Genomic DNA, 24,007 nt, shown 5'->3' on the forward strand with positions numbered 1-24,007 from the left:
TCCCTTTTTAGATTAAAAATCCACTACTTTTTTTTATTACAAAATAATTATAAATACTTGTTTAATAGCTATTTACGAGTTTTAAAACATCGTACAATCTACTTTTTAAAAATCACAAAAACATTCAAGGTATAAAGGGCATATATTTACTATATCGAACTTATATAAGACCAACAAAAAATATAGTACGATCAAAAAAATAGTAATCATTAATTTATTCCAAAAAATGAAACATTTAATTTTGACTTCACTTATCTGGCTTGCCTTATTTAGTGGTGCCCATGCGCAACAATTAAAATCCCCGAATCAAGCCTTTACAATGGACTTTTCGTTACAATCTGACGGAACTCCTACATATGCTTTAAAATACAAAAACAAAGAAGTCATAAAAACCAGTAAATTAGGTTTAGAGCTAAAAGGCGATGAAAAATCATTGCTAAATGACTTCACAGTAGTGGATACAAAAACGGCGACGTTTGACGAAAACTGGAAACCTGTTTGGGGTGAAGTAGCCGAAATTCGCAATCATTATAATGAACTTGCTGTTACGTTAAACCAAAAAGGAACAGACAGACAAATCGTAATTCGTTTTCGTTTATTTGACGAAGGTCTAGGTTTCCGCTATGAGTTTCCGACGCAAAAAAATCTTGTTTATTTTATAATCAAAGAAGAAAGAACGCAATTTGCAATGGCAGGTGATCATACCGCATTTTGGATTCCTGGAGATTACGATACACAAGAATACGATTTTACCACTTCTAAATTATCTGAAATTAGGGGTCTAAGTGAAAAAGCTAAAACTGCCAATGTCTCTCAAACTTCGTTTTCAACGACGGGAGTACAGACTTCATTAATGATGAAATCGGCGGACGGATTATACATCAACCTTCACGAAGCTGCATTGATTAATTATTCTTGTATGCACTTGAATTTAGATGATAAAAATATGATTTTCGAATCTTGGTTAACTCCAGATGCAATAGGAGACAAAGGATACATGCAAGCTCCGAATACTTCTCCATGGCGTACCATTATGGCAAGCGATGATGCCCGAGATATTTTGGCTTCTAAAATGACATTAAACTTAAACGAACCATGTAAAATCGAGGATACCTCTTGGATTAAACCTGTTAAATACGTTGGTGTTTGGTGGGAAATGATTACTGGAAAAAGCTCTTGGTCGTATACTAATGAATACCCTGCTGTTCAATTAGGAGTAACTGATTTTTCTAAAGCAAAACCGAATAGTACTCATGGAGCGACAACTACAAATGTTAAAAAATATATTGATTTTGCTGCTGCAAATGGCTTTGGTGGTGTTTTAGTCGAAGGTTGGAATGAAGGATGGGAAGACTGGTTTGGTCATTCTAAAGATTATGTTTTTGACTTTGTAACTCCTTACCCAGACTTTGATGTGAAAGGAATTCAAGCGTATGCAAAATCTAAAGGAGTTAAAATGATTATGCATCATGAGACTTCAGGATCTGTTCGCAACTACGAGCGCCACCTAGACAAAGCCTACCAATTCATGAATGACAATGGATATGATGCTGTAAAAAGTGGTTATGTAGGGAATATTTTGCCGCAAGGAGAAAATCATTACAACCAATGGGTTGTAAACCATTACCAATATGCATTAGAAAAAGCAGCCGAATATAAAATTATGGTCAATGCGCATGAGGCTGTTCGTCCTACTGGAATATCCAGAACGTATCCTAACTTAATCGGGAATGAGTCAGCTAGAGGAACAGAGTACCAATCTTTTGGAGGTTCTAAACCCAACCATGTTACTTTATTGCCTTTTACACGATTAATTGGAGGTCCAATGGATTATACACCCGGGATTTTCGAAATGGATTTGAGCAAATTGAATCCTGACAATCATTCGCATGTAAATAGTACAATTGCAAACCAATTGGCTTTGTATGTTACCATGTACAGTCCGTTACAAATGGCAGCCGATTTACCTGAAAATTACAATCGCTTTTTGGATGCTTTTCAGTTCATTAAAGATGTGGCCATCGATTGGACAGAAAGCAAATACCTTGAAGCAGAGCCAGGACAATACATTACTGTCGCTCGTAAAGCTAAAGGAACTAACAACTGGTTTGTAGGGAATGTAAACGGAGAAACTCCACGTACCTCAAATATTAAATTTGATTTCTTAGAGAAAGGAAAAAAATACACTGCGACTATCTATGCCGATGCTAAAGATGCGCATTACAAAACAAACCCACAAGCCTACGTCATTCGTAAAGTAGTTGTGACTAGCAAGTCTAAGCTATCTCAATTGAGTGCACCAGGCGGAGGTTATGCCGTTAGCATTATTGAAATTAAATAACAATTACTTTATAAAACCAGAAAAGGCTGTCTAAAATTTTAGACAGCCTTTTTTAATTTCTATAGTGAACTTAAGCTAATTCACTTTGATTAATTTAACATCAAAAAGAATAACGGCACCTCCTGGAATTGGTCCGCTACCATTGCTTCCATAACCCAAAGCAGATGGAATTAATAGAATACCGCTACCTCCTTCTTTAAAATAAGGAATCCCTTCTGTCCATCCTTTTATAACTTGATTTAAACCAAAAGATATACCTTCATCACTACTTTTATCAAATACATTTCCGTTAGTATAATACCCTTTATAAGCTACAGTTACGTTAGATGATGCAGTAGGTTGAGCTCCAGTTCCAGCCTCATTAATTACATAATACAAACCTGTGCTGCTTTTTTGCGCAATTAATTTGTTTGCCGCAATATAGTCGACAATTTCTTTTTCATTTTGAACTGTATAATCAGTATTAGATGGTTTTTCTGTATCTGATAGACAAGAAACAAATAATAAAGAAACAAGTGATAGTAAAATAGATTTCATAATTTGATTTGATTTATAGAGCTGCAAATATATAAAATTACATGTCCAAGCGATGTAAAATTAAGAGACTTTATAACTCGCTATAATGACATTATATACGCTACTTATCACTTATTAGAAATAAAATTAAAAATGTTAACGGAGCAATTATAAAGTATGAAGTGCTTAAATAATAAATCAATTCATGATAAATTGAAATTATCTTATTATTTTTCATTCTATAAGCGAGGAAAATCATAATAAATGGAGCAATAAGAACAAGGTATAAACTTCCAAGAGAGGCTAAACCTGACCATTGCCAGAAAAGTGTGGTAATCGCAACTATTAGAAGTCCGCCATAGGTTGCAAACAAAATAAAAAACTCTGCAATTGGAGGATCGGCAACTCTTTCTTCCTTAATTTTTTTTCTCAAAAACAAGAAAAATAGTAATCCAATTAAAGGAACAATCACATGAATTACGATTGCCAGAAAAATGTTCTTCATTATGCTTTATTAATAGGTTTGAATTAAAACATCGGTCGGGATATGTAGTGCTTCATGTAGTTTTCTAATCATTTCGAGAGACAACTTCCTTTTTCGGTTTAAAATTTCGCTAGCATGGCTTTTTAGACCCACAATTTTGGCTAAATCATTCTGGTTATATCCCATTTGTTCCATTCTAAATTTAATCGCTTCGATAGGATCTGGGAAATCTATAGGGAAATTTTCGTTTTCATAGCGATCAATCAAAATTCCAAGAACCTCAAGTTCGTCACCTTCGGGAGTGTCCTTTTTGGCGTCAAAAATAAGTTCCAATCTTTCAAGGGCTTGATTGTAATCTTGTTCTGTTTTTATAGGTTTAATTTCCATTTTTAAATTTCGTTGGCGTTAATGTCATCATATTCTGAATGGGTTCCAATAAAACGAATCCAAACCATTTGATACTCATAATTTATTTTTACAATCAATCGATACTTGTTTCCTTTTATATTGAAAACAACTCTGTTATCGTTCAAAATACTTGCACTTGGATATTCCTGTTTTATTTCATTAGGATTTTTCCATTCCGTCCTACTTGATTCCTGAAACCACGATTTTAATTGCTGCTCACAATCAGCATGAGCTTCCCAAAATTCCCGAAGTGTTTTTTTAGCAATTATTCTCAAGTATTTTATATTTATACAAAGTTAATAAAGGTTCCCAATATGGGAATTATTTTTTCGTTTATTTATTACGACTCCTAAAAACGTAAATTATCATTATAACTGTTTCCTCTTTTTACATTAAAATTTGCAAATTTCCGGTAAAAAACTATCGCATAACAAAAGGATTCTTACTTTTTAAAACCCCTTACTTACCAAAAACCTGCACATCATCCACCTGAAAAGCTCCGTCTAAAGCCAGATTTTTTCCGGAACCAGTGTACTTAAAAGCGATATTGATTTTACCAGTGTAGGTAGACAAATCCACTCCGCCGGAACCCACAAACTGATACCAAGGCGTAGCCTGTTTTGGCAAAATTACTTTGAGCGGTATCCAAGTTGCCTTCGTGACATTCAAGCCATCAAAATTAGACGAGATGTATACTTCAAGCGAATTCAGCGGAGAATCCACATCCAGATGATGTTGTGCAGTTCTAAAAGTTAGTATTTCATTAGTATGTGTATCCATATCAATTTTGGGCGAAATCAACCAGGCGATATTAGACAGCACTTTGGCTCCCGTTGTATTAAACTCGGCATATCCATTCCCGGAATACACGGTTCCTTTCCAGAATATCGTGCCACTCTGAACGATATTGGCCCATCCCGGAAGACTCAGATTGGTTTTATCCACTACCGTCTGAAAATCTTGAGAGAAAAAAGGAACTATTCTTGGCGCAGTCATTACCACGTCTTTTTCGGAACGAGCTAGCAACTGATAATCTGAACCAAATTTAGTCAAAACCCCTCTTACCTTTCCGTTACCGCCGGGAACCATACTTTGAGCAAAATCAGCATAGCTACTGGTTCTAAAAAGCACCTGATTCCCAAATTTATCTATCAAACTCCAGTTGGTCGCACCACCTACATTATTTGTCGCTTCAAAATAGTGTCGGCCAATCGCTGCCTCGGTAAACTGAACATCAGACAATTCTACCAACGTATTTATATTGGCATCAGAAACCAAATCTGGAATCGTAAGACGTCGAACTAAAAGATCTTCTCCCAAAGTTGTACAGGAAGCATGTAAAACATTTTTATAATCGTTTTGCGAAAGTCGTCCCACCGCACCTTCATTGTAGGAGTTAACATAAATACCACCTATACGCAGGCTTCCATAATTGATATCAGTGTACTGGTTTTTTAACTTCACATATACTCTATTTCCCACTCTGAAATCAACATAGGTATTAGTCGCATCGACAGGAACGCTAAACCCTACCGCAGGAGCTGTCGCAGTTCCAATAGTCTGCAAAGAAATAGCTTTGAAAAAATTACCGTTTTCATCACTAGAAACCACGTAGGCTTCAATGATATCGTCATATGTGTATTGTGTAACGATGGCACCGGCATTAGTGCGGACTTCCGCTACCGTTTTATTTGTTGTAAAATCTGGTTGGGTACAGCGCAGTTTTGGCACCTCAACCGCATCATTTGTACAACTCGAAAAAACAGTGACAAATACCATTAACATAAAGAAACTATAAAAAGTAGATTTCATAAGATGTGTTCTTTTAATTTAAAAACTGAAGTAGAGATTGACGAAATACGTTCTTCCGTAGCCGTAAAAATATTTGTTACCAAAAGAGGGTGTTCCACTTGAAACATCCTGATTGAGTTGTCTGAAATTAGCATTTCTTGCTTGCTCGTAGCCACCCGTTTTATAGTTACTGTCGAGTACATTATTCACGCTAACAAAAAGTCCCAAGTATTTCCCTTTAATTCTCCACGATTTGCCTCCTATAAGATTAAGCAACACCACCGGATCGAATTTTTCTTGGCTCAATAATTCCCTCGCTCGTTCTTCTGTAGCTTCTGGAAAAGGAAATCCGCTGGCAGGATTAGTATAAAAACCGTCCGTTCTTGCTATTGGCGAAACATCAATATAGTTATCGGCCAAATAATTAATATTGGTTCCTATCCACCAGTACTTGGGATCACGGTATTCAATCCCTAGACCATACGCCTGTTGCGGCATACCGGCTTGTTTGTAGTTTTTTAAAAGTGCCGTTCCAAAATCGAATGAAGGCTTGGTGTTTTCTACGGTAGCCAATGCATCGTTATTAATACTCACATTAGGATTACTATCATAAGTAAACTGACCGTATCCCGCGGAAAAACTGCCTTTTATTGTACTCGTGATTTGGTATTCAAAACTAAATTCTCCACCAATATTCTTTCGGTCTAGCTGGGTTAATGTTTGGCTCACAAAAGCGTTCGTATTCGTATATCCGGCGCCATTGTCAAAAATACCTTCTGCATAAAAAAAGGAAGTTTTAGTGGCGTTTTTTATCGTCGAATAATAAGCCGTTAATCGTGCTTTTAGCTTTGGCGAACGGAAAACATAGGTCGCGTCAAGGCTATTTATCGTTTCACTTTGTAGTCCGTCCACCACGGAATTATTAAGTCGGGAATTGGGAAACGTATTTCGGATTGTAGGTGCTTTAGACAAATGGGCTCCGTTGAAATTCAATGATTGTTTTCCCGAAATTTTAAATAGCATCCCGCCTTTAAACCCAAAGTTCTCAAATGGTACTTTCTCGCTTTTGCCAAAGGAAATCGTTTCATAAATTCCGTTTTTATACAATCCTTCTCTTTGATAATTCGTAGAGGAAAAAGACTGCGCCAAATAGAAGTCAATTTTATCATACGAAAATTTAAATTGGGTAAAAGCATCAAAAACATTAGCCGCATACTTATAATTGTAGCCATAAGCATCTCCTTTAACGACCTGCCTGTTCGGATTATTCAAATCAGACTGTGCTTGATTTCCTTTATAAAAACCATCAATATCCTCAAAATAAGCACCACCTAACAGATCCAAAACGTGTTGATAATTATGCGATTCTAATTTCCGAAATGAACCACCCACATTAAAAATCAAGTTTTCATTTAGTTGCGTATTGAAATTAGAAGAAGCTACCACAGTTCTATCGTCTGTGCGGTCTTCATATAAAACATAATGACTTTTGGCTGCTTCGTAGCCTGTGGTATTCCCATTAGAATCTATAATTGGTTTTTGGTTAGCCCGATACAGCGCATCCCAATCAATTTGAGAATTTGCTAGAAACTGGACGCGGCTCTTCTCCGCGTTTTCATAATCGGGTGTAAAAGCCCCTGAATATTCTCCCTCGTCTTTGCCGTATAGCGAACTATAATAACTGGGCAGTTTTCTAAAATAAGTTGGATCTGGACTATTGGCCTTTTGGTAATCGAGATTGCTGTTGCCTATTTTGCCAAACTGAACCATCACACTTGAATTAAGATTGCTATGATCGTTTAACTTAAAATAATGATTGAGCATTAAGATGGGCTCTTCGATGGTTTTTACTCTGGAGTTTCTCTTCTTTCCATCTTGATAGCCCCAATAGGAATTGTAGGTTCCACTGGTTAGTTCTGTTACCTCAGCAGTATTTGGCGAATTCTTCCCTCGACTATTTGGGGTATAAAAACCGGTGAAATTTAGGGAGTGACTCTCACTTAATTTCTTCTCGACACTCAGGAAAAGAGAATTTCCATCATAGGTAGTTCCATCAAAATAGCCTTCTTGAGCATATCGTCTTCCCGCCGAAATGACCAAGGCCCAACCGCTGTCGCTCATCCCTGAAGCGAAAGTCCCCATCATGCGCCAACTGTAATTCGTATTAGTTCCTGACACTGTGATTCTAGTTCCTGTTCTATAAATGGAAGCACGAGTATTAATTTCCTGAGTTCCTAAAATTCCGCCGAAAGTATAATCAGATGGCGCGGTACCGACCGTAAATTCCTGATTTCGTGTGGCGTCGTTGAGCCCGCCCCAATTGCCCCATTGTGGTCTACCGTCATAGGATTTATTCATGGATACACCATTGATCATGGTTGTCGCATTCTCACTGTCTAGTCCCCGAATCCGGAAACGTGCTTGACCCCAATTGAAAGCGGCGGCTTGCTGAAAAGCATCTTTGGAAGACTGTAGCAATCCCGAAGTATTCTCTGAACCGCTATTGTCATCGGTTAAATCATTTTCGAAAAGCCTTATCAAGCTCCTTTGCTGGTCTGAAATTTCATCTTCCTCCAGCATTATCGTGCCTAAATCGAGCAGTTGACCTGCTTGAATCGTCACCGGAAACAAAGCATCTTTGTAACCCTGACTGTGGAAAAGGACCAATTGATCGCCCAGAATTAAGTCGTCGAAAATAAATTTTCCGTCGGTCTCAGTAAGCTGCATCGCATTAGTGTTTTGGACAGAAACAACTACAAAGGCTAAAGGCTGTTGTGTTTTGGCGTCCAAAACAGTTCCTGAAATTCCCGTTTTATTTTGTGCGAAAGCAAACCCTATTTGTAATAGAACGAAAAATATCAGCCCAACTTTTTTCATAGATTCCTTTTTTTATATAACCGCAATTGGTCCGCAAAGCGATTTGTGAACTTTTAATATAAAATAGGATTGACTTTATTTCCGAGCATAAAAAAATATCCAAAAAAGGATAAGGCATCGGTAATAAAAGAAAATTGTTTTTGGGAAATTTGGTTTAAAACCAAAATGGATTAATCTGATAACAGGACAAAAAGTGGTATTGAGAAACCTAGAGAACAATTCTATTCTTTAATTTCACATTATAAATGTAATTAAAATTTAATACCGTTGTTAATTTTTAATTAAATAATACTATTTAATGTTAATTTGATAATTTAATTAACATTAAAATGACCGTAACGCTGTGTTTATAGTAAAGAGAAGTGTTTTCATAGTTAAGACCACTGAACGCAATAAATAGCCCTGATCGTAGCGGCATCCTTTCATCTTGTTCTTAAAACGAGATGAAAGATATAGTGAAGAGCAGGTGGTACGTTCTTGAAAAATATAAAAAGTAGTGCTCCTAAAAATTTACTGAATGGCTTTGATTCTGCTCACCATTAAAGCGATTAAAACGCCGAAAACACCAATGAAAGCGAAAGAAAACCGTAAACCCATCAGTTCTGCAATATAGCCAATAACGGGAGGTCCCATTAAAAACCCAAGAAAACTGACACTCGAAACGATGGTTAAAGCCTCACCAGGGGGAACCGTTGGGTTTTTTCCTGCAAGGCTATATAAAGTAGGAACAATAGTGGAAACCCCAAGTCCAACTAACATAAAACCAAGAGTCGACGGAATTAAATACGGAAAAGCTACGGCTGTAAAAAGCCCTGTAGATATTAAAAGACCACTGGTTTGTATCACTTTTTTTCTTCCAAAACGAAGAATCAGGCCGTCACCTAAAAAGCGTCCGCTCGCCATCATGATCATAAAAGAAGTGTATCCTAAAATAATTAAAGGACCGGGTGCTTTGACTACATCTTTAAAATAGATTCCGCTCCAGTCAAACATAATTCCTTCACTCGCCATACACCCAAAACCTATGACACCCAGCCAAATCAAAGCACTATCCGGTTTTGCGAATAATTTTTTCTTCTCTACGGTTACCGGAGTTCTTTTGGCTTTTATCAGAAATTTATAATTAAATGCAATCAATGTAATCACAATAAGACCAACGATTAAAAAATGATGATACGGAGCAAGGTCTAATGAAAGCATAGCTAAACCAATCAGCGCACCAGTAAATCCTGCAAAACTCCAAACGCCATGGAAAGAAGCCATGATCGTTTTCTTGTATAGCTTCTCCGTGTAAACACCTTGTGTATTGATGGCGATATTATTCATATTTCCAAATAAGCCAAATAGGAATAAACCCAGTGCCAGTTGCCATGAAGTGGTTGCTAACCCCATATTACTAAGACAAAAAGCATACATTATTAATGAAAATACCCCGATACGGTGACTCCCAAATCGAGTAACTAATTTTCCCGAAAAAGGCATCATCATTAACTGTCCTACCGGAAGTGCGAATAAGATCGTCCCTAAATCAGCGTCACTTAAATGCAATGTCATTTTAATATCCGGAATTCTACTAGCCCAGGTTGCAAAACACAATCCCATCCCAAAGTAAAATGCCGAAACAGCCCAACGAATCCTTCTTAGATAAGAAAGTTTCGCGTTTTTGTACGATTTTTTGAGTTTTCCTTCGGTTTTAAAACGGTCTATAAAATTTAAATCTATCAAAGCAAGCTGTTTTACAATTTGAAAGGCACAAAAATACACAAAAGCCAGGCGAGGATTTTAGTAAAATAACTTCAGACCATAATTACAACGTTATTGTTTATAAAACACATAAACGGTAGCCTGTAAAGCACCGCTGTTTTTTGTGGAGAAGGTAAAAAAAGATGATTTTTAACCATTAATAATTTAAGGTTGACTAAGAATGAACACTTAACTTTTCTCAATTCGTTAATTGTTACCTAATATCTATAAATCAATTGCTTTTTTCTGAGTACTACTTTGTATTGCAGCTTCGATAATTTGCATGACCCTCAATCCATCTTCTCCAGTAACAGGTTCTTCTTTACCATTTACAATAGAATTGTAAACTCCATCAAAAAAGTCATAATAATTCCCTTGAAGCGTGGGGATTTTCCCGTGGATTATTTTACCATCCATTTCAGTGTGCAAAAGCCCTTCTTTTTCTATTGATTCTGCTCCCCAAGTATCCAGATTTGGTTTTTTACCTAATTTCAAATCGTCTTCTTGCACATCTCCACGAGGTTTCAGGAAAGATCCTTTTTTACCGTGAATAGTATAGGCCGGATTCGCTTCCCGAACAAAAAAGCCGGCTTTTAAGCGCACTCGGAATTCAGGATAATACAGTAAAATATCAATCCAATCGTCAACTAAGGAATTTTCTCGTGTCGTTCTAATATCGGCATATACAGTTTGAGGAAATCCAAATAAATACACCGCCTGATCTATTAAGTGTGGTCCTAGGTCTTTCAAAATTCCAGCCCCATCATTGGCCGTTTCTTTGTGTTGCTTCGGACTTAAAAGCGGATTGTAGCGATCAAAATGAAATTCAGCTTCAACGACCTCTCCCAATACACCATCCAAAAGAACTTGTCGTACGGTTTTAAGATCACTGTCCCATCTCCTGTTTTGAAAAACAGCCAGCTTCACTCCTTTTTCAGCCGCTAAAGCTACCAATTCCTTTGCTTCGGCTACCGTGGTGGTAAAGGCTTTTTCGACTACGGCATGTTTGCCTGCTAACAGTACTTTCTTGGCATATTCAAAATGGGTTCCCACCGGAGTGTTGACGATAATCAAATCGACATCAGATTCCAAAACATCCTCCAAGGTGGTATAACTTATTACATTGGGATAATCCTGTTGAATCAATTTTTTACTTCGCTCCCAAGATCCGAGCAGTTCAAAACCAGAGTGAAATTCCAGAAATGGTGCATGGAATACTTTTCCGGACATGCCGTAGGATAGTAAGGCTGTTTTTATTTTTTGCATTTTTTGTATTTTTTGTATTTTTTGTATTTTTTGTATTTGTTTGTCTAATGGAACGCGGATAACACGGATTGTTACAGATAAAAACGGATTTTTTTATCGTTTATATATCTGTATAATTTAAACATATGAATTTATTGAAGACATGTAATACGTCTACTCTATGGCTAATGGCACGCAGATAGCGCAGATTTAATAGTTTATTAAACATATAAGTCGCCTATGTAAAGAGACTCAAAACTTATATGACTTATATGTTTAACAAAATTTACTTTTTAGCTCTTTCGTACTGTTTTGGCCAAGCAATATCCTCTTTTAAATCTCTGGCAAAAGTCAATGCTAAATTAGGGTCTCTTAAAGACTCTCTAGCAAACAAAACCAAATCTGCTTTTCCAGCGCTAATAATTTCTTCTGCTTGATGTGCTTCGGTAATTAGACCTACAGCCCCCGTTAGGATTCCGCTTTCTTTTTTAATTTGTTCAGCAAAGGGTACTTGATAATTAGGTGCTACAGGAATCTGTTGATAAGGTACCAATGCACCTGATGAAACATCAATTAAATCAACTCCTTTTTCTTTTAAAATTGTAGAAAGCTTCACAGACTCTTCTGCATTCCAACCTCCATCTGCCCAGTCGGTAGCCGAAATGCGCACAAACAACGGCAAGTCTTTTGGCCATTCCGATTGTACTGCTTCTAGCACTTCAAGCGTTAGACGGATTCTGTTTTCAAAACTTCCTCCGTAGGTATCCGTTCTAAGATTGGATAAAGGAGAAAGAAATTGATGCAATAAATAACCATGGGCTGCGTGAATTTCCATCACTTGGTATCCAGCTTTCACTGATCTTCTGGTGGCCGCTTTAAAATCAGCGATCACTTTTTCAATTCCGGATTTGTCTAAAGCTACTGGCATCGTGTCTGTATCTTGAAACGGAATTGCACTTGGCGCCACGGTTTCCCATCCGCCTTCTGTGGCATCCAGTTTTTTATGGCCATTCCAAGGAGCAGAACTGCTTGCTTTTCTTCCGGCATGCGCCAATTGAATTCCGGGAACTGAATGCTGACTAACAATAAATTGATTGATTTGCACTAATTTCTCTATCTGCTCGTCTTTCCATAGACCTAAATCTTCTGGAGAGATACGCCCTTCTGGAGAAACACTGGTGGCTTCTTGAATTATTAAGCCCGCACCTCCTGTGGCACGACTGCCCAAATGCACCAAATGCCAATCATTGGCAAAACCATCGACAGCAGAATATTGACACATGGGTGAAATAGCAATTCTATTTTTAAGCGAAATACTTTTTAGTTGTAACGAAGTAAATAATTTTGAAGACATATATATGTGAGGTCTTTAAAGGTTAATATAATAAATGGAGAAATTGATCAAGCAACACAAGTCGTACCTGCTTTCGTATATTTTGCAAAAGCATTACAAAAAAAAGATACAAGCTGACAGTCAATACCTAAAAGCGGCATTTTCTAAAAGACGGGTATCTAAAAATGTTTTTCTTGGCTTGTGGGTACCTACCACACTTTTCTAAAAAGTAAAGTTAGGGGACATCGCCGAAACATAAAACTCAAATTCCATTAATTAACAAACTTTTAAACCCTTGTGGAACAATTATTGCAAATTATACAAATAGAAAACCTTACTTTTGTGGGTCATAAAAAGAATTAAAATTTAAAAATGGATCTATTTATCAAGCTTTCTCAATTTTTATTGAGCTTATCATTACTTATTATACTTCACGAATTAGGACATTTTATTCCTGCTAAATTATTTAAAACCAGAGTCGAAAAATTCTATTTGTTTTTTGACGTTAAATATTCCCTTATAAAAAAGAAAATTGGAGAGACTGAATACGGAATCGGATGGTTGCCGCTAGGTGGTTATGTAAAGATTTCAGGGATGATTGACGAAAGTATGGACAAGGAGCAAATGGCATTGCCACCGCAACCTTGGGAATTTCGCTCTAAACCAGCTTACCAACGATTGATTATCATGTTAGGTGGAGTTACGGTAAACTTCATTTTGGCTTTTATTATCTATATCGGAATGGCCTTTGCCTATGGTGATACTTATATTGCCAATTCAGATTTGAAAGACGGTATGTTGATTGAAAATCAAGCGATGATTAATGCCGGTTTTAAAACAGGAGATAAAATCATTTCGGTTGATGGTACAAAAATCGCAAAGTTCGACAATGATATCAACATGAAAATTATATTGGGAAAAGAAGTTCTTATCGAAAGAAACGGGACGCAGCAAACCATAAAAATGCCTGTTGATTTTGTAGATCAATTGTCTAAATTTGAAAAAGGAACCTTATTAGACATCAGAATGCCATTTGCTATTACTGGTGTTCCTGAGACTTCTTTAAACAAGACATTACAGCCTAAAGACATTGTGCTTTCACTAAACGGACAGCCAGCAAAATACTACGATCAAGTGATTCCTATATTAGAAAGCAATAAAGGAAAGACTATTACTGCAACAGTATTGCGCGATGAAAAAGAAGTACAAACCCAAGTTAAGGTCAACAGTGACGGAAAACTAGGTATTGAAATTGGCCGATTAAGTTTTGCTTCAATGGAAAAATTAGGCTACTACAAAGTGAGCAAACAAGAATTTGGCTTCATGGAATCGATTCCGGTAGGAATTACAAAAGGAAAAAACCAAGTAGTAGGATACGGAAAACAACTGAAATTGATTTTCAGTCCAAGCACAGGAGCCTACAAACAAGTAGGTGGTTTTAAAGCCATATTTGATATTTTCCCGAGTACTTGGAGCTGGGAAACGTTCTGGACTATCACCGCTTTGCTATCAATTATGCTTGGTGTTATGAACTTATTGCCTATTCCGGCACTAGATGGAGGTCATGTGATGTTTTTATTATATGAAATTGTTAGTGGTAAAAAACCAAGTGACAAGTTCCTTGAAAACGCACAAATGGTTGGTTTTGTATTACTTATAACGCTGTTATTATTTGCTAACGGAAACGATATTTACAAGGCAATTGTAGGGAAGTAAAAAAAATTAAAAAAAGTTTAATTTTTGTTTGCACAAATCAAATGATAGCCTATCTTTGCACCGCTTTACAACTGTAACACACGTTACAATTTATCGCTCAGTTTCCTTCTTAGCTCAGTTGGTTAGAGCATCTGACTGTTAATCAGAGGGTCCTTGGTTCGAGCCCAAGAGAGGGAGCGAAAAGCAGAAAGCCTTTACAGCAATGTAAAGGCTTTTTTTTTGCTTTAAACTGAAACGAACTATTGTTTACAGTATCATATTGAAAATAGTGCGTCCTCCTCACAACAACCTCAACCCGTTTTATTAATAAAAAGGTGCCTATCAAAAATCTCGAGGTCCTCTTCTAAAACAACATTGACGCGCGAATTATTTAGATCTAAATAATCGAAACATTCAGGATGAAAAAATTACCATTCTATTCTTACTGCAGAAATATCCATTTCTTATCACTGTTCAACTTAAAAGTGCCAATGTGCTCCTTATTCCATTCTTGCGGTCCTATCAGCGAAAGAAAATTCTCCCCTGACGCGTCACGATATAAATGATAGATTTCGCCCACCACGGGCTCAAATGAAAATTTAGAATTATAAACTAATTCATTCCACTCGTATTCCTCCATTAGATTTTGATATTGTGTTTTGAGTTCATTAAACTTATTTTCAAACTCTTTGTTTACATTACTAATCCCTCTACTTTTCCACGACACCACATCATCCATTCTAATTGCTGGCGCACCCACATTTGTAGCATAAGGCAATATATTGGCATTAAATCCTTCCTCTTCTGAAAACACAACGTTATCGGGTATTTTACTTTTCATGTTCTTTGTTTTATTTGAATACAACAAAATATTTATCAAGACCTAAAACATATTTTGTTTAACATATATTACGCAAAGTTAAACAAAAATAATTAGTTCGCTTTTGAGAAATTAATTATTTTAAAAAAAGAAATGATGTTTTGACGAAGATCAGTGTAACTCGGCAACAAAAACCACATCGATCTAATGTAAAACCAAGAGCATATTCCTATCAATAAGCAACAAGAAGTCCAATTCCCTCTGTAAAGAAATTGCTGCTCTAATAGCAATCTAAAAAGCCTGAATCACCACAGCGACAGGAAAACCTTTACAGCAACTCTCCTTTTATATAATGATGTACCCATCGAAATCGTTTCAGAGTTCTGGCTTATTCAAAAAAGCAAATCAAACTAGAGCGTTGCAGCAAAATAATTCGAAGAAAACCGAATAAGCGGATGAAAGAATAAAAAATAACACCAAATAAAAACCGAAATACCACTAAAAGCGAGTATTCCTTTTGCTACTGTTGATTAAATAAATAACTTGCTACATATTAAAACAAGCTCCTAACGGCAAGAACACACCTAATCTAGGTAGACAAAAGCCATATTGCGGATTGCATAGCTGATTTTCAGTACTTATAAGAACTATTAGACAAAACAAAATGACAAGATTTATACTTATTATCGCGCTTTCTTTATCCCTTTTTAGCTGCAATGATCAAAAAGCAAAGCAAGAAGAGTTAGTACTTAAGACAAAGGAATTGCAACTCAAAGAAAAAGAACTAGAGTTAAGAGAGAAAGGTCTACCAACAGAGGCGCTTGACACAACTCAATCTAGCCTGAACGAACAAGAAATCGGTGCAGAAACACAAACTCCTTCAACTGATACAAATAACAAAGAACAATCTAAAAACAGGAAACTACGATTTTTGTATTATTCTAAACTGGGCTTGCGTGCCTATTATAATGATGGAAGCGTCATAGATTGTCCAAGATGTGAATTAACAAAAGAAAACGTCCTGTCTCTTCAAAATAATACTAAAGAAAAAGGAGTTCAAACCTATGTAATCGAAAAGGACGGAAATTTACTCGTTGACGGTTGGAAACATGAATATCCAGTGGTGAATAAGAAAGAAAATTTTGAGGGCTGGGCCATGATCAATTATAAATGGTACGTTAAATATTAAACACACTACGGTCAACATTAGTTTGAACCAGCACATGATTTACTACTAATAAATAAATTCATCGTGTTGTATACAAAACTGGAAATTTATCCAGTTTAAACTAGCAGTTAGAATCCAACTCAATTAACGCGCTGCCCAATACAAAATCACATTTAAATTTCTACTTACCGCCAACGAATCAAAAAGGAGCAAATCATCTAAACAACCTATTGCCGCAATCTAAAAAACAGTAATAATCGCAACAAACGCAAAAGCCATCCTCCCAGATGGTTTTTTATTTGACTCTTTTTTCATTTCTCCGCATTCAAAAAAGCTAGTCTCCCCGCCCTCTAAAAGAAATTATCATCCTTTTTTGCAAACTATTTACAAAGAAAATCAGGCCTTTACGGGAAACCGTAAACTAAGACCAATAAACTCCCTTAAGTTTGTTCTCAGTAGCATACGATATTGCTTTGCAGCATCCATTATTCTTGTAGGTTTTTTGGATGCGTACACAAAGTGAAGAAAGGGCTATCGGTAACGATAGTCTTTTTTGCTACTATCGTTTTGGTTTTTTAGCGTCCTAAACAGTAGAAAACAGTCTCCTTTTACGGGAAACCAAGTGCAAAAACTGCCGCAGTCTGTTAGCTTTGATAAACATCAGAACTACAACTATAAAAAATAAAACTTTGGAGAAAGCACCTTGGAAAAGAGTGTTGGCTAAGGGAAGTTTCAATACCGCCTACATTGGCAACGCTGTTCTTGACTGCAACAGCAGCTTCTGGAGCCCGGCGGAATTTCCCACCAAAGTTTATCTCAAATGGCTTTGCCCCCTTAGGGATAGCGGTTATTCTAATTGGTTTTGGTTAAACAACTATCCTGAAGAAAGAGACCGTCGGTAACGATGGTCTTTTTCATTTTTAAACCGAAGACGATTTATATCCAGGAGCTTTATCCTGCCCTACGCTCCACTCTTATTGATGCCCTTGTTTTTTTCTACGGCCAAAAAGGAGCTTCCTCCGGTCGCTCTTTTGCCCAAAGAAAAACATACAAGGCCCTTGCATAAGGAGTTCCACTTCGGTCAGGGCTAGGGGATTTGATTTTATAGGAATAACATATATTCACCGCAAACAACTTAGTTTGTTGATAAATTGTTCAATATATTGCACTTTTTTACTTAGTGGTTTCGCTATATTTGAGAAAAACTAAAAGCACAATTTAACAGTAAAAAGCAGACGAAACATTGTAAAAATATTACAGGGTAAGTATTCAAAGTAAAACAGAGGTTAAGAATGAAAAAAATTGAGGTAGTAGCTGCAATAATATATTTTGAGAATAAAATTTTATGCGTCCAAAGACCTAAAAATAAAATCTTATATATCTCTGAGAAGTTTGAATTTCCAGGTGGGAAAATTGAACAAGGTGAAACGCAAGAAGAAGCTTTAAAACGTGAATTACTAGAAGAACTTGATATTATAACAGATATCAAATCTTTATTTCTCACAGTTACTCATCAATACCCAGATTTTGAACTGACAATGCACAGTTTTATTTGTGAAGCAACATCTAAAGAACTCATCCTAAATGAACATATTGCTCAAGAATGGTTACCTATTAGCGAACTAAGAAAGCTTGATTGGGCAGCGGCAGACATCCCGATTGTAAATAAATTAATAATGAATGGATAAGTTAATTCAAATTTTCAATTCCAGTTTACAAACTGGCTACGTGGATAAAAATGTTTTATCTGACGCAGCTTATCAACCAGAGTTGCTTGTCAATCAAAAAAATCCACCAAAAAAAGTACTTTCAACAATACTTCAAGAGCTTGAAAATTGCAATCAGTTTTATATCTCCGTAGCATTTGTTACAGCAAGTGGAGTTGCAACCATAATTAACAAACTAAAAGAATTAGAAAATCGGAAAATAACAGGTCAAATTTTAGTTTCTCAATATTTAAACTTCACACAACCTGAAGCATTAAAAAGGCTACTACAATTTAAAAATATTGATTTACGTATTGCTACAACTGGAAACGCGCATGCAAAAGGGTACATTTTTAAAAACAATGATCATTATAATCTAATTGTTGGCAGTAGTAATTTAACGGACAATGCATTATCGACAAATAAGGAATGGAATATTAAAGTCTCGGCCTTAGATGAAAGTGGTTTAGTTCATAATGTACTTGGTGAATTTCAAACTGATTTTGAAAAAGCAACACCAGTTACAACTGATTATATTTTTCGTTATGAAGAGATTTATAAAAAGCAATTTCTCACAAGTAAAACAGAGGAATTAAATGAAATTCTAACGAAAATAACTCCCAATACAATGCAAATAGAAGCATTGGGAAATTTAAAGAATTTAAGAAACGATAAAAAGAATAAAGCATTAATAATTTCTGCTACTGGAACAGGAAAAACCTATTTATCAGCATTCGACGCAAAAGCTTTTAATCCTAAAAAATTACTTTTTGTAGTACATCGATTGACCATAGCAAAAGATTCATTAAAAACATTTCGAAGAGTTTTCGGGAAGGATAAAACAATGGGATTATATTCTGGTGAAAAAAGAGAATTAGAATGTGATTTTGTGTTTTCGACAATTCAAACTATATCAAAATCTAGACATCTTGAGAACTTCTCAAAAGATCATTTTGACTATATCATCATCGATGAAACTCATAGATCAGGAGCAGATTCCTATTTGCGATTAATCGACTATTTTGAACCAAAATTCCTTTTAGGAATGACTGCCACTCCTGAAAGAACTGATGGGAATGATATATTTCAATTATTTGACCACAATATTGCTTACGAAATCAGATTGAACAGAGCAATGGAAGAAGAAATGCTTAGTCCATTTCATTACTATGGTGTCACTGATTTACTAATTGATAATAATGAGATTGATAACAAATCGACGTTTAACTTATTAGTTTCTAACGAACGAGTAAACAGAATCATTGAAAAAGCAAATTTTTACGGGAGTGACAACGGCATAACCAGAGGTTTGATCTTTTGTTCAAGAAAAAAAGAAGCAATTGAACTTTCCGCTTTATTAAATCTAAAAGGATATAGAACCATTGCCTTAACTGGTGATAGCACAGAAGAAGAAAGAGCGAAAGCGATTGAAAGATTAGAATCGGATAACTTAAATGAAAAGCTTGATTACATTTTCACCGTTGATATTTTTAATGAAGGGATTGATATTCCAAAAATCAATCAGATTATTATGCTTCGACCAACTGAATCAGCAATTATTTTCATTCAGCAATTAGGCCGTGGGTTAAGAAAAGTTGATGGAAAAAGCTATGTAACTGTAATTGATTTCATCGGAAACTACGAAAACAATTATCTAATCCCAATTGCATTATATGGCGACACTTCTTACAATAAGGATACTTTAAGGAAGTTAATTACAGAAGGCAGTAGGATGATTCCAGGTTCTTCGACTATTAATTTTGATGAAATTACAAAAGAGAAAATATTTCAATCCATTGATTCTGCAAACATGCAGTTATTCTCTGATTTGAAAAAAGATTACAACTTATTGAAATTTAAGCTTGGCAGAATACCAATGATGATGGATTTTATAGAACATGGTTCTAGAGACCCATATTTGTATGTAAATTACGTCAGTTCTTATTATAACTTCATTATCAAAGTTGAGAAGGACTTCGAGTCAGAATTATCTGCAGAAGAGATTAAACTTTTAGAGCTTTTTTCTAAAGAAATAAACAACTCCAAAAGAGTTGAAGAAAGCTTAATTATCAAATTATTAATTGATTACAAAACTCTCTCTCTTAATGACTTAAAAGAAGCTGTTTTAAAAAAATATCTTTACACTGTTTCTGATGAAACCATTCAATCTTGTATTTCAAATCTAAATTTTGAATTCATTAGAGAAAAAAAAGAAGGTAAATTAATTTCAGTAAAAGAGATCTATGCTTTTGACATTCTAAATAATGAAAATGGAAACCTATACTTTTCAAGTACATTTCTTTCATACTTAAAAAACAAAACTTTTAAGAAACACATTACTGATTGTACAAATTATTCTATTTACGAATTTGACAAACTATTTGTTCCTAACGATTGGCAGAAAGGATTTGTACTTTATCGAAAATACTCTCGTAAAGATGTTTTTAGAATTTTAAATGCTTCAGAAAATCCTGTAGCTCAAAATGTTGGAGGTTATTTAGTAAGTCTCGACAATACACATTGTCCTATTTTTGTTAACTATCATAAAGAAGATGATATATCTGAATCGACAAAATATGAGGATAGATTTGTAAACAATAAAGAATTTGATTGGATGTCAAAATCTAATAGAAAGATAAATAGTAAAGATGTTCAATCTATTTTAGGAAAAAACGGAGCTATTAGACTTCCTCTTTTTATCAAAAAAAATAATGATGAAGGACTTGATTTCTATTATATGGGAGAAGTAAATCCTGAATTGAATCAGGTTGAACAAACCACTATGAAAAATGATAGTGGCAAACAGGTTTCAGTTGTCAAAATTCGTTTCAATTTAGCAAACCCTGTTTCAACTTCTATGTATACCTATCTGGAACAAAAGGCAACAGTTAAGGTTAATAAACCTGAAAAGAAGGATGTGATTATTCCATTACAAGAAACTATAAATTTTGAACCAACAATAAGGAATCCAATTCCTCTTTATGATTTTTATGCAGCAGCAGGAACATTTAGTGAGATACAATCTGAAAGAGATTTCACTTTGATTGAAGGACCCGCAAACTCTAAAAACGAATATTTCGCATGTAAAATAGTTGGAGAATCAATGAATAGAGTCATTCCAAACGGTTCGATTTGTTTATTTAAACCTTATACAGGAGGCAGTAGAAACGGAAAAATAGTTTTAGTTGAAAACATTGATATTCAAGATCAAGATTTCAATTCTGCTTTTACGATTAAAACGTATTCAAGTGAAAAAGTAGTAACTGAAGAAGGTTGGGAACATACTTCAATTGTTTTGAGACCAAATTCCTTTGACGATTCTTATGAAAACATAATTATTAATGACGAGAATGGCACAGAAATGAGAGTTGTTGGAGAATTCGTTTCAATTATTACCTCTAATAGTTAAATAATGATTCGATCTCAAAATATTCATTTTAATATCGTAAACCAGCTTCCGCTCCCACAGATTTAACATCTTAGATTACCTTATAAACAAACTATTTACAAGAAAAACAGTGAAATATATTCACCTAAGTGATTTAATTTTTCACATTTCAAAACCATTCCTAATATTAAAAAAATGAATGAAAAAATAAAGGCTGAATTGATTTCATCCTGCATCAATAACACCCCTGAGTCCTTCTTATCTTTCTTGATGTCTGCAGATGTTCAAACTGAAGCGCCCAATAAAATGGATTTCTATCATTTTTTTAAAGGCATGCTAAACGAAGCTCACATTAGAGCAAAAGGAAAATTAACCCTAAAGATTGAAGAGTCAACAGACGACACAGACAAAGTAGTACTTGATTATAGCTTTTATGACAATATCCATAAACACTCGCTGCTTTTAATAAAGGTAAAGGAAAACAACAATCAAATCCTTTTAGACGTAATGCCATTTTAAAAAATAGCTTTTACAAAGCTTTCTAAATTAGATTGTTTCGCTTCTCTTCTTTTACTATCTTCGAATGTTAGGATTTATTCAAACCCGTTTTAAAAAAGAAAATCATGAACAAAATCATACTGTTGCTACTTCCTTTTTTTATACTGAGCTGCCATGCACAGCCCAATCCAAACGATGTCGCGCTTCAGGAGGAAGTAAAAAACTATACTTTGGAAACCGTTGTTGATGGAATTCCCATTCCTTGGGGAATGGCCTGGTTGCCGGACGGCTCCATGTTAGTCACCGAGAAAAGCGGCATTTTGTACCACGTAAAAAATGGCAAAAAAACCGAAGTGAAAAATGTTCCCATAGTCTATAATCGCGGTCAAGGCGGTTTACTCGATATTGTCTTGCATCCTGATTATACCAAAAATGGTTGGATTTACATCACCTACGCTTCCACAGAAGGCGAGGGAGAAGGCGGAAACACTAAACTCATTAGAGTCAAGCTCGAAAATGAAAGTCTCACCCAAATACAATCCCTATACAAATGTGAACCCAATACAACCAAGGGACAGCACTTTGGTTCCCGTATCGTTTTTGACAACGAAGGCTATTTGTATTTCTCGGCAGGAGAACGCGGAGCACATTTTGTCAATCCACAAGATATCACCCGAGATAATGGAAAAATTTACCGCCTGAACGATGACGGCAGCATTCCCGCAGACAATCCTTTTGTAGGGAAAGTAGGCGCCAAAGAGGCTATTTATTCTTATGGTCATCGTAATCCGCAGGGTTTAGTAAAAAACCCCGTTACAGGCGCTATTTGGGATCACGAACACGGTCCAAAAGGAGGTGACGAAATCAACATTATCAAAAAAGCCGCTAACTATGGATGGCCTGTGGTGACCTATGGTATAGACTATGACGGCACGAGCATTAGTAACATATCCCAAAAACCAGGTATGGAAGATCCAATATACTATTGGGTTCCTTCTATTGCTCCTTCGGGAATGACCTTTGTAACCGGCGACCGTTATCCAGAATGGAAAGGAGACTTACTCGTGGGTTCGTTGAAATTTCAATACCTCGAATTAGTAAAATTAGACGGAGATAAAATCACAGGCCGACAAAAAATAGCCACCGATATTGGTCGCGTACGTAACGTGGCGCAAGCACCGGACGGTTATATTTATCTCGCGGTAGAAGGAAAAGGAATTGTAAAAATTATACCTAATTAAATTACCTCGAGAAAAAGTCCAAATGGTATTAGTGAAATAATAGCTACAGATTAACAGATAGTAAAAATCATTTTTTAATCAGTGAATCTGTGGCAAAAAAATCGAAACAGCACTTTACGCAATTAAACCTAAAGAGATTAAAATGATAATCACAAAACTACACTTCGGAATCGCATTGTTTGCATCCGCTTATTTATACTATTCGAATCCAAGTGTTAGTTCAAAAACGAACTACCTCCCTATTTTAGTAATCCAACAACAAACGCCTTTACAAAAAAGCATCGCCGACGGAAAAGAAGTGTATGCTGATTTTTGTATGCAGTGCCACCTGGTAAACGGAAAAGGAGACGGAGTTAATTTCCCTACTTTGGACGGATCCAATTGGCTCACCGAAAAAAGAACCCAGAGTATTCACGCGCTAAAATTTGGATTAAGTGGTCCTATAGTGGTCAATGGCAAGAAATTTAAAAGTGCCATGCCCGCCATGGGACTCAGCAATCAAGAAGTAACGGATGTAATGAATTACATCATGAATTCCTGGAGCAACAAACAAAAAAAGAGTGTTAGCCTTGAAGAAGTAGCACTGGTAAAAAAGTAAGTAGGTTGAAATTATCAAAAACGTCAGTTAAGTTTATCTAAAACTTATTTCGGGAAGTGTTTTTTGTGCAATGACTGTCTTCAATGTCGCCTAAAACGAAAAACAGCCAACAGATGACAAGGATTTTATTAACTTCTTCAATTACAATCTGCGAT

18 protein-coding genes and 1 tRNA gene are annotated in these 24,007 nt (G+C 35.7%); 9 read left to right on the forward strand and 10 right to left on the reverse strand.

Annotated elements, in window-relative coordinates; translation table 11 throughout:
* Nucleotides 1–226 precede the first annotated feature (226 nt).
* Nucleotides 227–2,341, forward strand: coding sequence for a glycoside hydrolase family 97 protein (locus tag AAC069_RS03980; RefSeq protein WP_339919208.1), 2,115 nt, complete (start codon nucleotides 227–229; stop codon nucleotides 2,339–2,341).
* A 75-nt stretch (nucleotides 2,342–2,416) separates the two neighbouring features.
* Here AAC069_RS03980 and AAC069_RS03985 read toward each other — a convergent pair whose 3' ends face one another.
* From AAC069_RS03985 to AAC069_RS04025, 9 genes are all read right to left on the reverse strand, one after another.
* Complete coding sequence (locus AAC069_RS03985) at nucleotides 2,417–2,878, reverse strand: FKBP-type peptidyl-prolyl cis-trans isomerase (RefSeq protein WP_339919209.1); 462 nt, start codon at nucleotides 2,876–2,878, stop codon at nucleotides 2,417–2,419.
* 100 nt (nucleotides 2,879–2,978) lie between these two features.
* Nucleotides 2,979–3,362, reverse strand: coding sequence for a hypothetical protein (locus AAC069_RS03990; protein ID WP_339919210.1), 384 nt, complete (start codon nucleotides 3,360–3,362; stop codon nucleotides 2,979–2,981).
* A 9-nt stretch (nucleotides 3,363–3,371) separates the two neighbouring features.
* Nucleotides 3,372–3,728, reverse strand: a complete 357-nt coding sequence (locus AAC069_RS03995; protein WP_339919211.1) for a helix-turn-helix domain-containing protein — start codon at nucleotides 3,726–3,728, stop codon at nucleotides 3,372–3,374.
* A 2-nt stretch (nucleotides 3,729–3,730) separates the two neighbouring features.
* Entirely contained in the window at nucleotides 3,731–4,024 is a 294-nt protein-coding gene (locus AAC069_RS04000; RefSeq protein WP_339919212.1) for a type II toxin-antitoxin system HigB family toxin, read from the reverse strand.
* Between the two features lie 184 nt (nucleotides 4,025–4,208).
* Complete coding sequence (locus AAC069_RS04005; RefSeq protein ID WP_339919213.1) at nucleotides 4,209–5,561, reverse strand: DUF5689 domain-containing protein; 1,353 nt, start codon at nucleotides 5,559–5,561, stop codon at nucleotides 4,209–4,211.
* Nucleotides 5,562–5,579: 18 nt separating this feature from the next.
* Complete coding sequence (locus AAC069_RS04010) at nucleotides 5,580–8,417, reverse strand: TonB-dependent receptor (protein WP_339919214.1); 2,838 nt, start codon at nucleotides 8,415–8,417, stop codon at nucleotides 5,580–5,582.
* A 510-nt stretch (nucleotides 8,418–8,927) separates the two neighbouring features.
* Nucleotides 8,928–10,142, reverse strand: coding sequence for an MFS transporter (locus AAC069_RS04015; protein ID WP_339919215.1), 1,215 nt, complete (start codon nucleotides 10,140–10,142; stop codon nucleotides 8,928–8,930).
* A 243-nt stretch (nucleotides 10,143–10,385) separates the two neighbouring features.
* Complete coding sequence (locus AAC069_RS04020; RefSeq protein WP_339919216.1) at nucleotides 10,386–11,426, reverse strand: Gfo/Idh/MocA family oxidoreductase; 1,041 nt, start codon at nucleotides 11,424–11,426, stop codon at nucleotides 10,386–10,388.
* Nucleotides 11,427–11,691: 265 nt separating this feature from the next.
* Entirely contained in the window at nucleotides 11,692–12,759 is a 1,068-nt protein-coding gene (locus AAC069_RS04025) for an NADH:flavin oxidoreductase/NADH oxidase (RefSeq protein WP_339919217.1), read from the reverse strand.
* 351 nt (nucleotides 12,760–13,110) lie between these two features.
* Here AAC069_RS04025 and rseP point away from each other — a divergent pair, with 351 nt between their 5' ends.
* Complete coding sequence (gene rseP, locus AAC069_RS04030; RefSeq protein WP_339919218.1) at nucleotides 13,111–14,454, forward strand: RIP metalloprotease RseP; 1,344 nt, start codon at nucleotides 13,111–13,113, stop codon at nucleotides 14,452–14,454.
* Nucleotides 14,455–14,557: 103 nt separating this feature from the next.
* Nucleotides 14,558–14,631 (forward strand) — tRNA-Asn (locus AAC069_RS04035).
* 244 nt (nucleotides 14,632–14,875) lie between these two features.
* Here the strand turns inward: AAC069_RS04035 and AAC069_RS04040 are convergent.
* Entirely contained in the window at nucleotides 14,876–15,274 is a 399-nt protein-coding gene (locus AAC069_RS04040; protein WP_339919219.1) for a DUF2452 domain-containing protein, read from the reverse strand.
* A gap of 643 nt (nucleotides 15,275–15,917) precedes the next feature.
* Here AAC069_RS04040 and AAC069_RS04045 point away from each other — a divergent pair.
* From AAC069_RS04045 to AAC069_RS04070, 6 genes are all read left to right on the forward strand, one after another.
* Nucleotides 15,918–16,442, forward strand: a complete 525-nt coding sequence (locus AAC069_RS04045) for a hypothetical protein (RefSeq protein ID WP_339919220.1) — start codon at nucleotides 15,918–15,920, stop codon at nucleotides 16,440–16,442.
* A 1,271-nt stretch (nucleotides 16,443–17,713) separates the two neighbouring features.
* The gene (locus tag AAC069_RS04050; RefSeq protein WP_339919221.1) at nucleotides 17,714–18,109 is read left to right on the forward strand and encodes a (deoxy)nucleoside triphosphate pyrophosphohydrolase; all 396 of its coding nucleotides are present in this window, start codon (nucleotides 17,714–17,716) and stop codon (nucleotides 18,107–18,109) included.
* Nucleotides 18,102–21,536, forward strand: a complete 3,435-nt coding sequence (locus AAC069_RS04055; protein ID WP_339919222.1) for a DUF3427 domain-containing protein — start codon at nucleotides 18,102–18,104, stop codon at nucleotides 21,534–21,536. Before AAC069_RS04050 ends, AAC069_RS04055 begins: the two co-directional genes overlap by 8 nt.
* A gap of 174 nt (nucleotides 21,537–21,710) precedes the next feature.
* A complete protein-coding gene (locus AAC069_RS04060) occupies nucleotides 21,711–22,034 on the forward strand; it encodes a hypothetical protein (protein WP_339919223.1) in 324 nt (107 codons plus the stop codon).
* A 104-nt stretch (nucleotides 22,035–22,138) separates the two neighbouring features.
* A complete protein-coding gene (locus AAC069_RS04065) occupies nucleotides 22,139–23,254 on the forward strand; it encodes a PQQ-dependent sugar dehydrogenase (RefSeq protein WP_339919224.1) in 1,116 nt (371 codons plus the stop codon).
* 142 nt (nucleotides 23,255–23,396) lie between these two features.
* Nucleotides 23,397–23,852, forward strand: a complete 456-nt coding sequence (locus AAC069_RS04070) for a cytochrome c (protein WP_339919225.1) — start codon at nucleotides 23,397–23,399, stop codon at nucleotides 23,850–23,852.
* The last annotated feature ends 155 nt before the right edge of the window (nucleotides 23,853–24,007 follow it).

It is taken from the genome of uncultured Flavobacterium sp. (assembly GCF_963974175.1).
Taxonomy (GTDB): Bacteria; Bacteroidota; Bacteroidia; order Flavobacteriales; family Flavobacteriaceae; genus Flavobacterium.

What these genes read in the sequence shown, in the direction of transcription:
- AAC069_RS03980 (WP_339919208.1), top strand. Translation starts at nt 227, where the DNA reads ATGAAACATTTAATTTTGACTTCACTTATCTGGCTTGCCTTATTTAGT.
- AAC069_RS03985 (WP_339919209.1), bottom strand. Translation starts at nt 2,878, where the DNA reads ATGAAATCTATTTTACTATCACTTGTTTCTTTATTATTTGTTTCTTGT.
- AAC069_RS03990 (WP_339919210.1), bottom strand. Translation starts at nt 3,362, where the DNA reads ATGAAGAACATTTTTCTGGCAATCGTAATTCATGTGATTGTTCCTTTA.
- AAC069_RS03995 (WP_339919211.1), bottom strand. Translation starts at nt 3,728, where the DNA reads ATGGAAATTAAACCTATAAAAACAGAACAAGATTACAATCAAGCCCTT.
- AAC069_RS04005 (WP_339919213.1), bottom strand. Translation starts at nt 5,561, where the DNA reads ATGAAATCTACTTTTTATAGTTTCTTTATGTTAATGGTATTTGTCACT.
- AAC069_RS04010 (WP_339919214.1), bottom strand. Translation starts at nt 8,417, where the DNA reads ATGAAAAAAGTTGGGCTGATATTTTTCGTTCTATTACAAATAGGGTTT.
- AAC069_RS04020 (WP_339919216.1), bottom strand. Translation starts at nt 11,426, where the DNA reads ATGCAAAAAATAAAAACAGCCTTACTATCCTACGGCATGTCCGGAAAA.
- AAC069_RS04025 (WP_339919217.1), bottom strand. Translation starts at nt 12,759, where the DNA reads ATGTCTTCAAAATTATTTACTTCGTTACAACTAAAAAGTATTTCGCTT.
- rseP (WP_339919218.1), top strand. Translation starts at nt 13,111, where the DNA reads ATGGATCTATTTATCAAGCTTTCTCAATTTTTATTGAGCTTATCATTA.
- AAC069_RS04040 (WP_339919219.1), bottom strand. Translation starts at nt 15,274, where the DNA reads ATGAAAAGTAAAATACCCGATAACGTTGTGTTTTCAGAAGAGGAAGGA.
- AAC069_RS04045 (WP_339919220.1), top strand. Translation starts at nt 15,918, where the DNA reads ATGACAAGATTTATACTTATTATCGCGCTTTCTTTATCCCTTTTTAGC.
- AAC069_RS04050 (WP_339919221.1), top strand. Translation starts at nt 17,714, where the DNA reads ATGAAAAAAATTGAGGTAGTAGCTGCAATAATATATTTTGAGAATAAA.
- AAC069_RS04055 (WP_339919222.1), top strand. Translation starts at nt 18,102, where the DNA reads ATGGATAAGTTAATTCAAATTTTCAATTCCAGTTTACAAACTGGCTAC.
- AAC069_RS04060 (WP_339919223.1), top strand. Translation starts at nt 21,711, where the DNA reads ATGAATGAAAAAATAAAGGCTGAATTGATTTCATCCTGCATCAATAAC.
- AAC069_RS04065 (WP_339919224.1), top strand. Translation starts at nt 22,139, where the DNA reads ATGAACAAAATCATACTGTTGCTACTTCCTTTTTTTATACTGAGCTGC.
- AAC069_RS04070 (WP_339919225.1), top strand. Translation starts at nt 23,397, where the DNA reads ATGATAATCACAAAACTACACTTCGGAATCGCATTGTTTGCATCCGCT.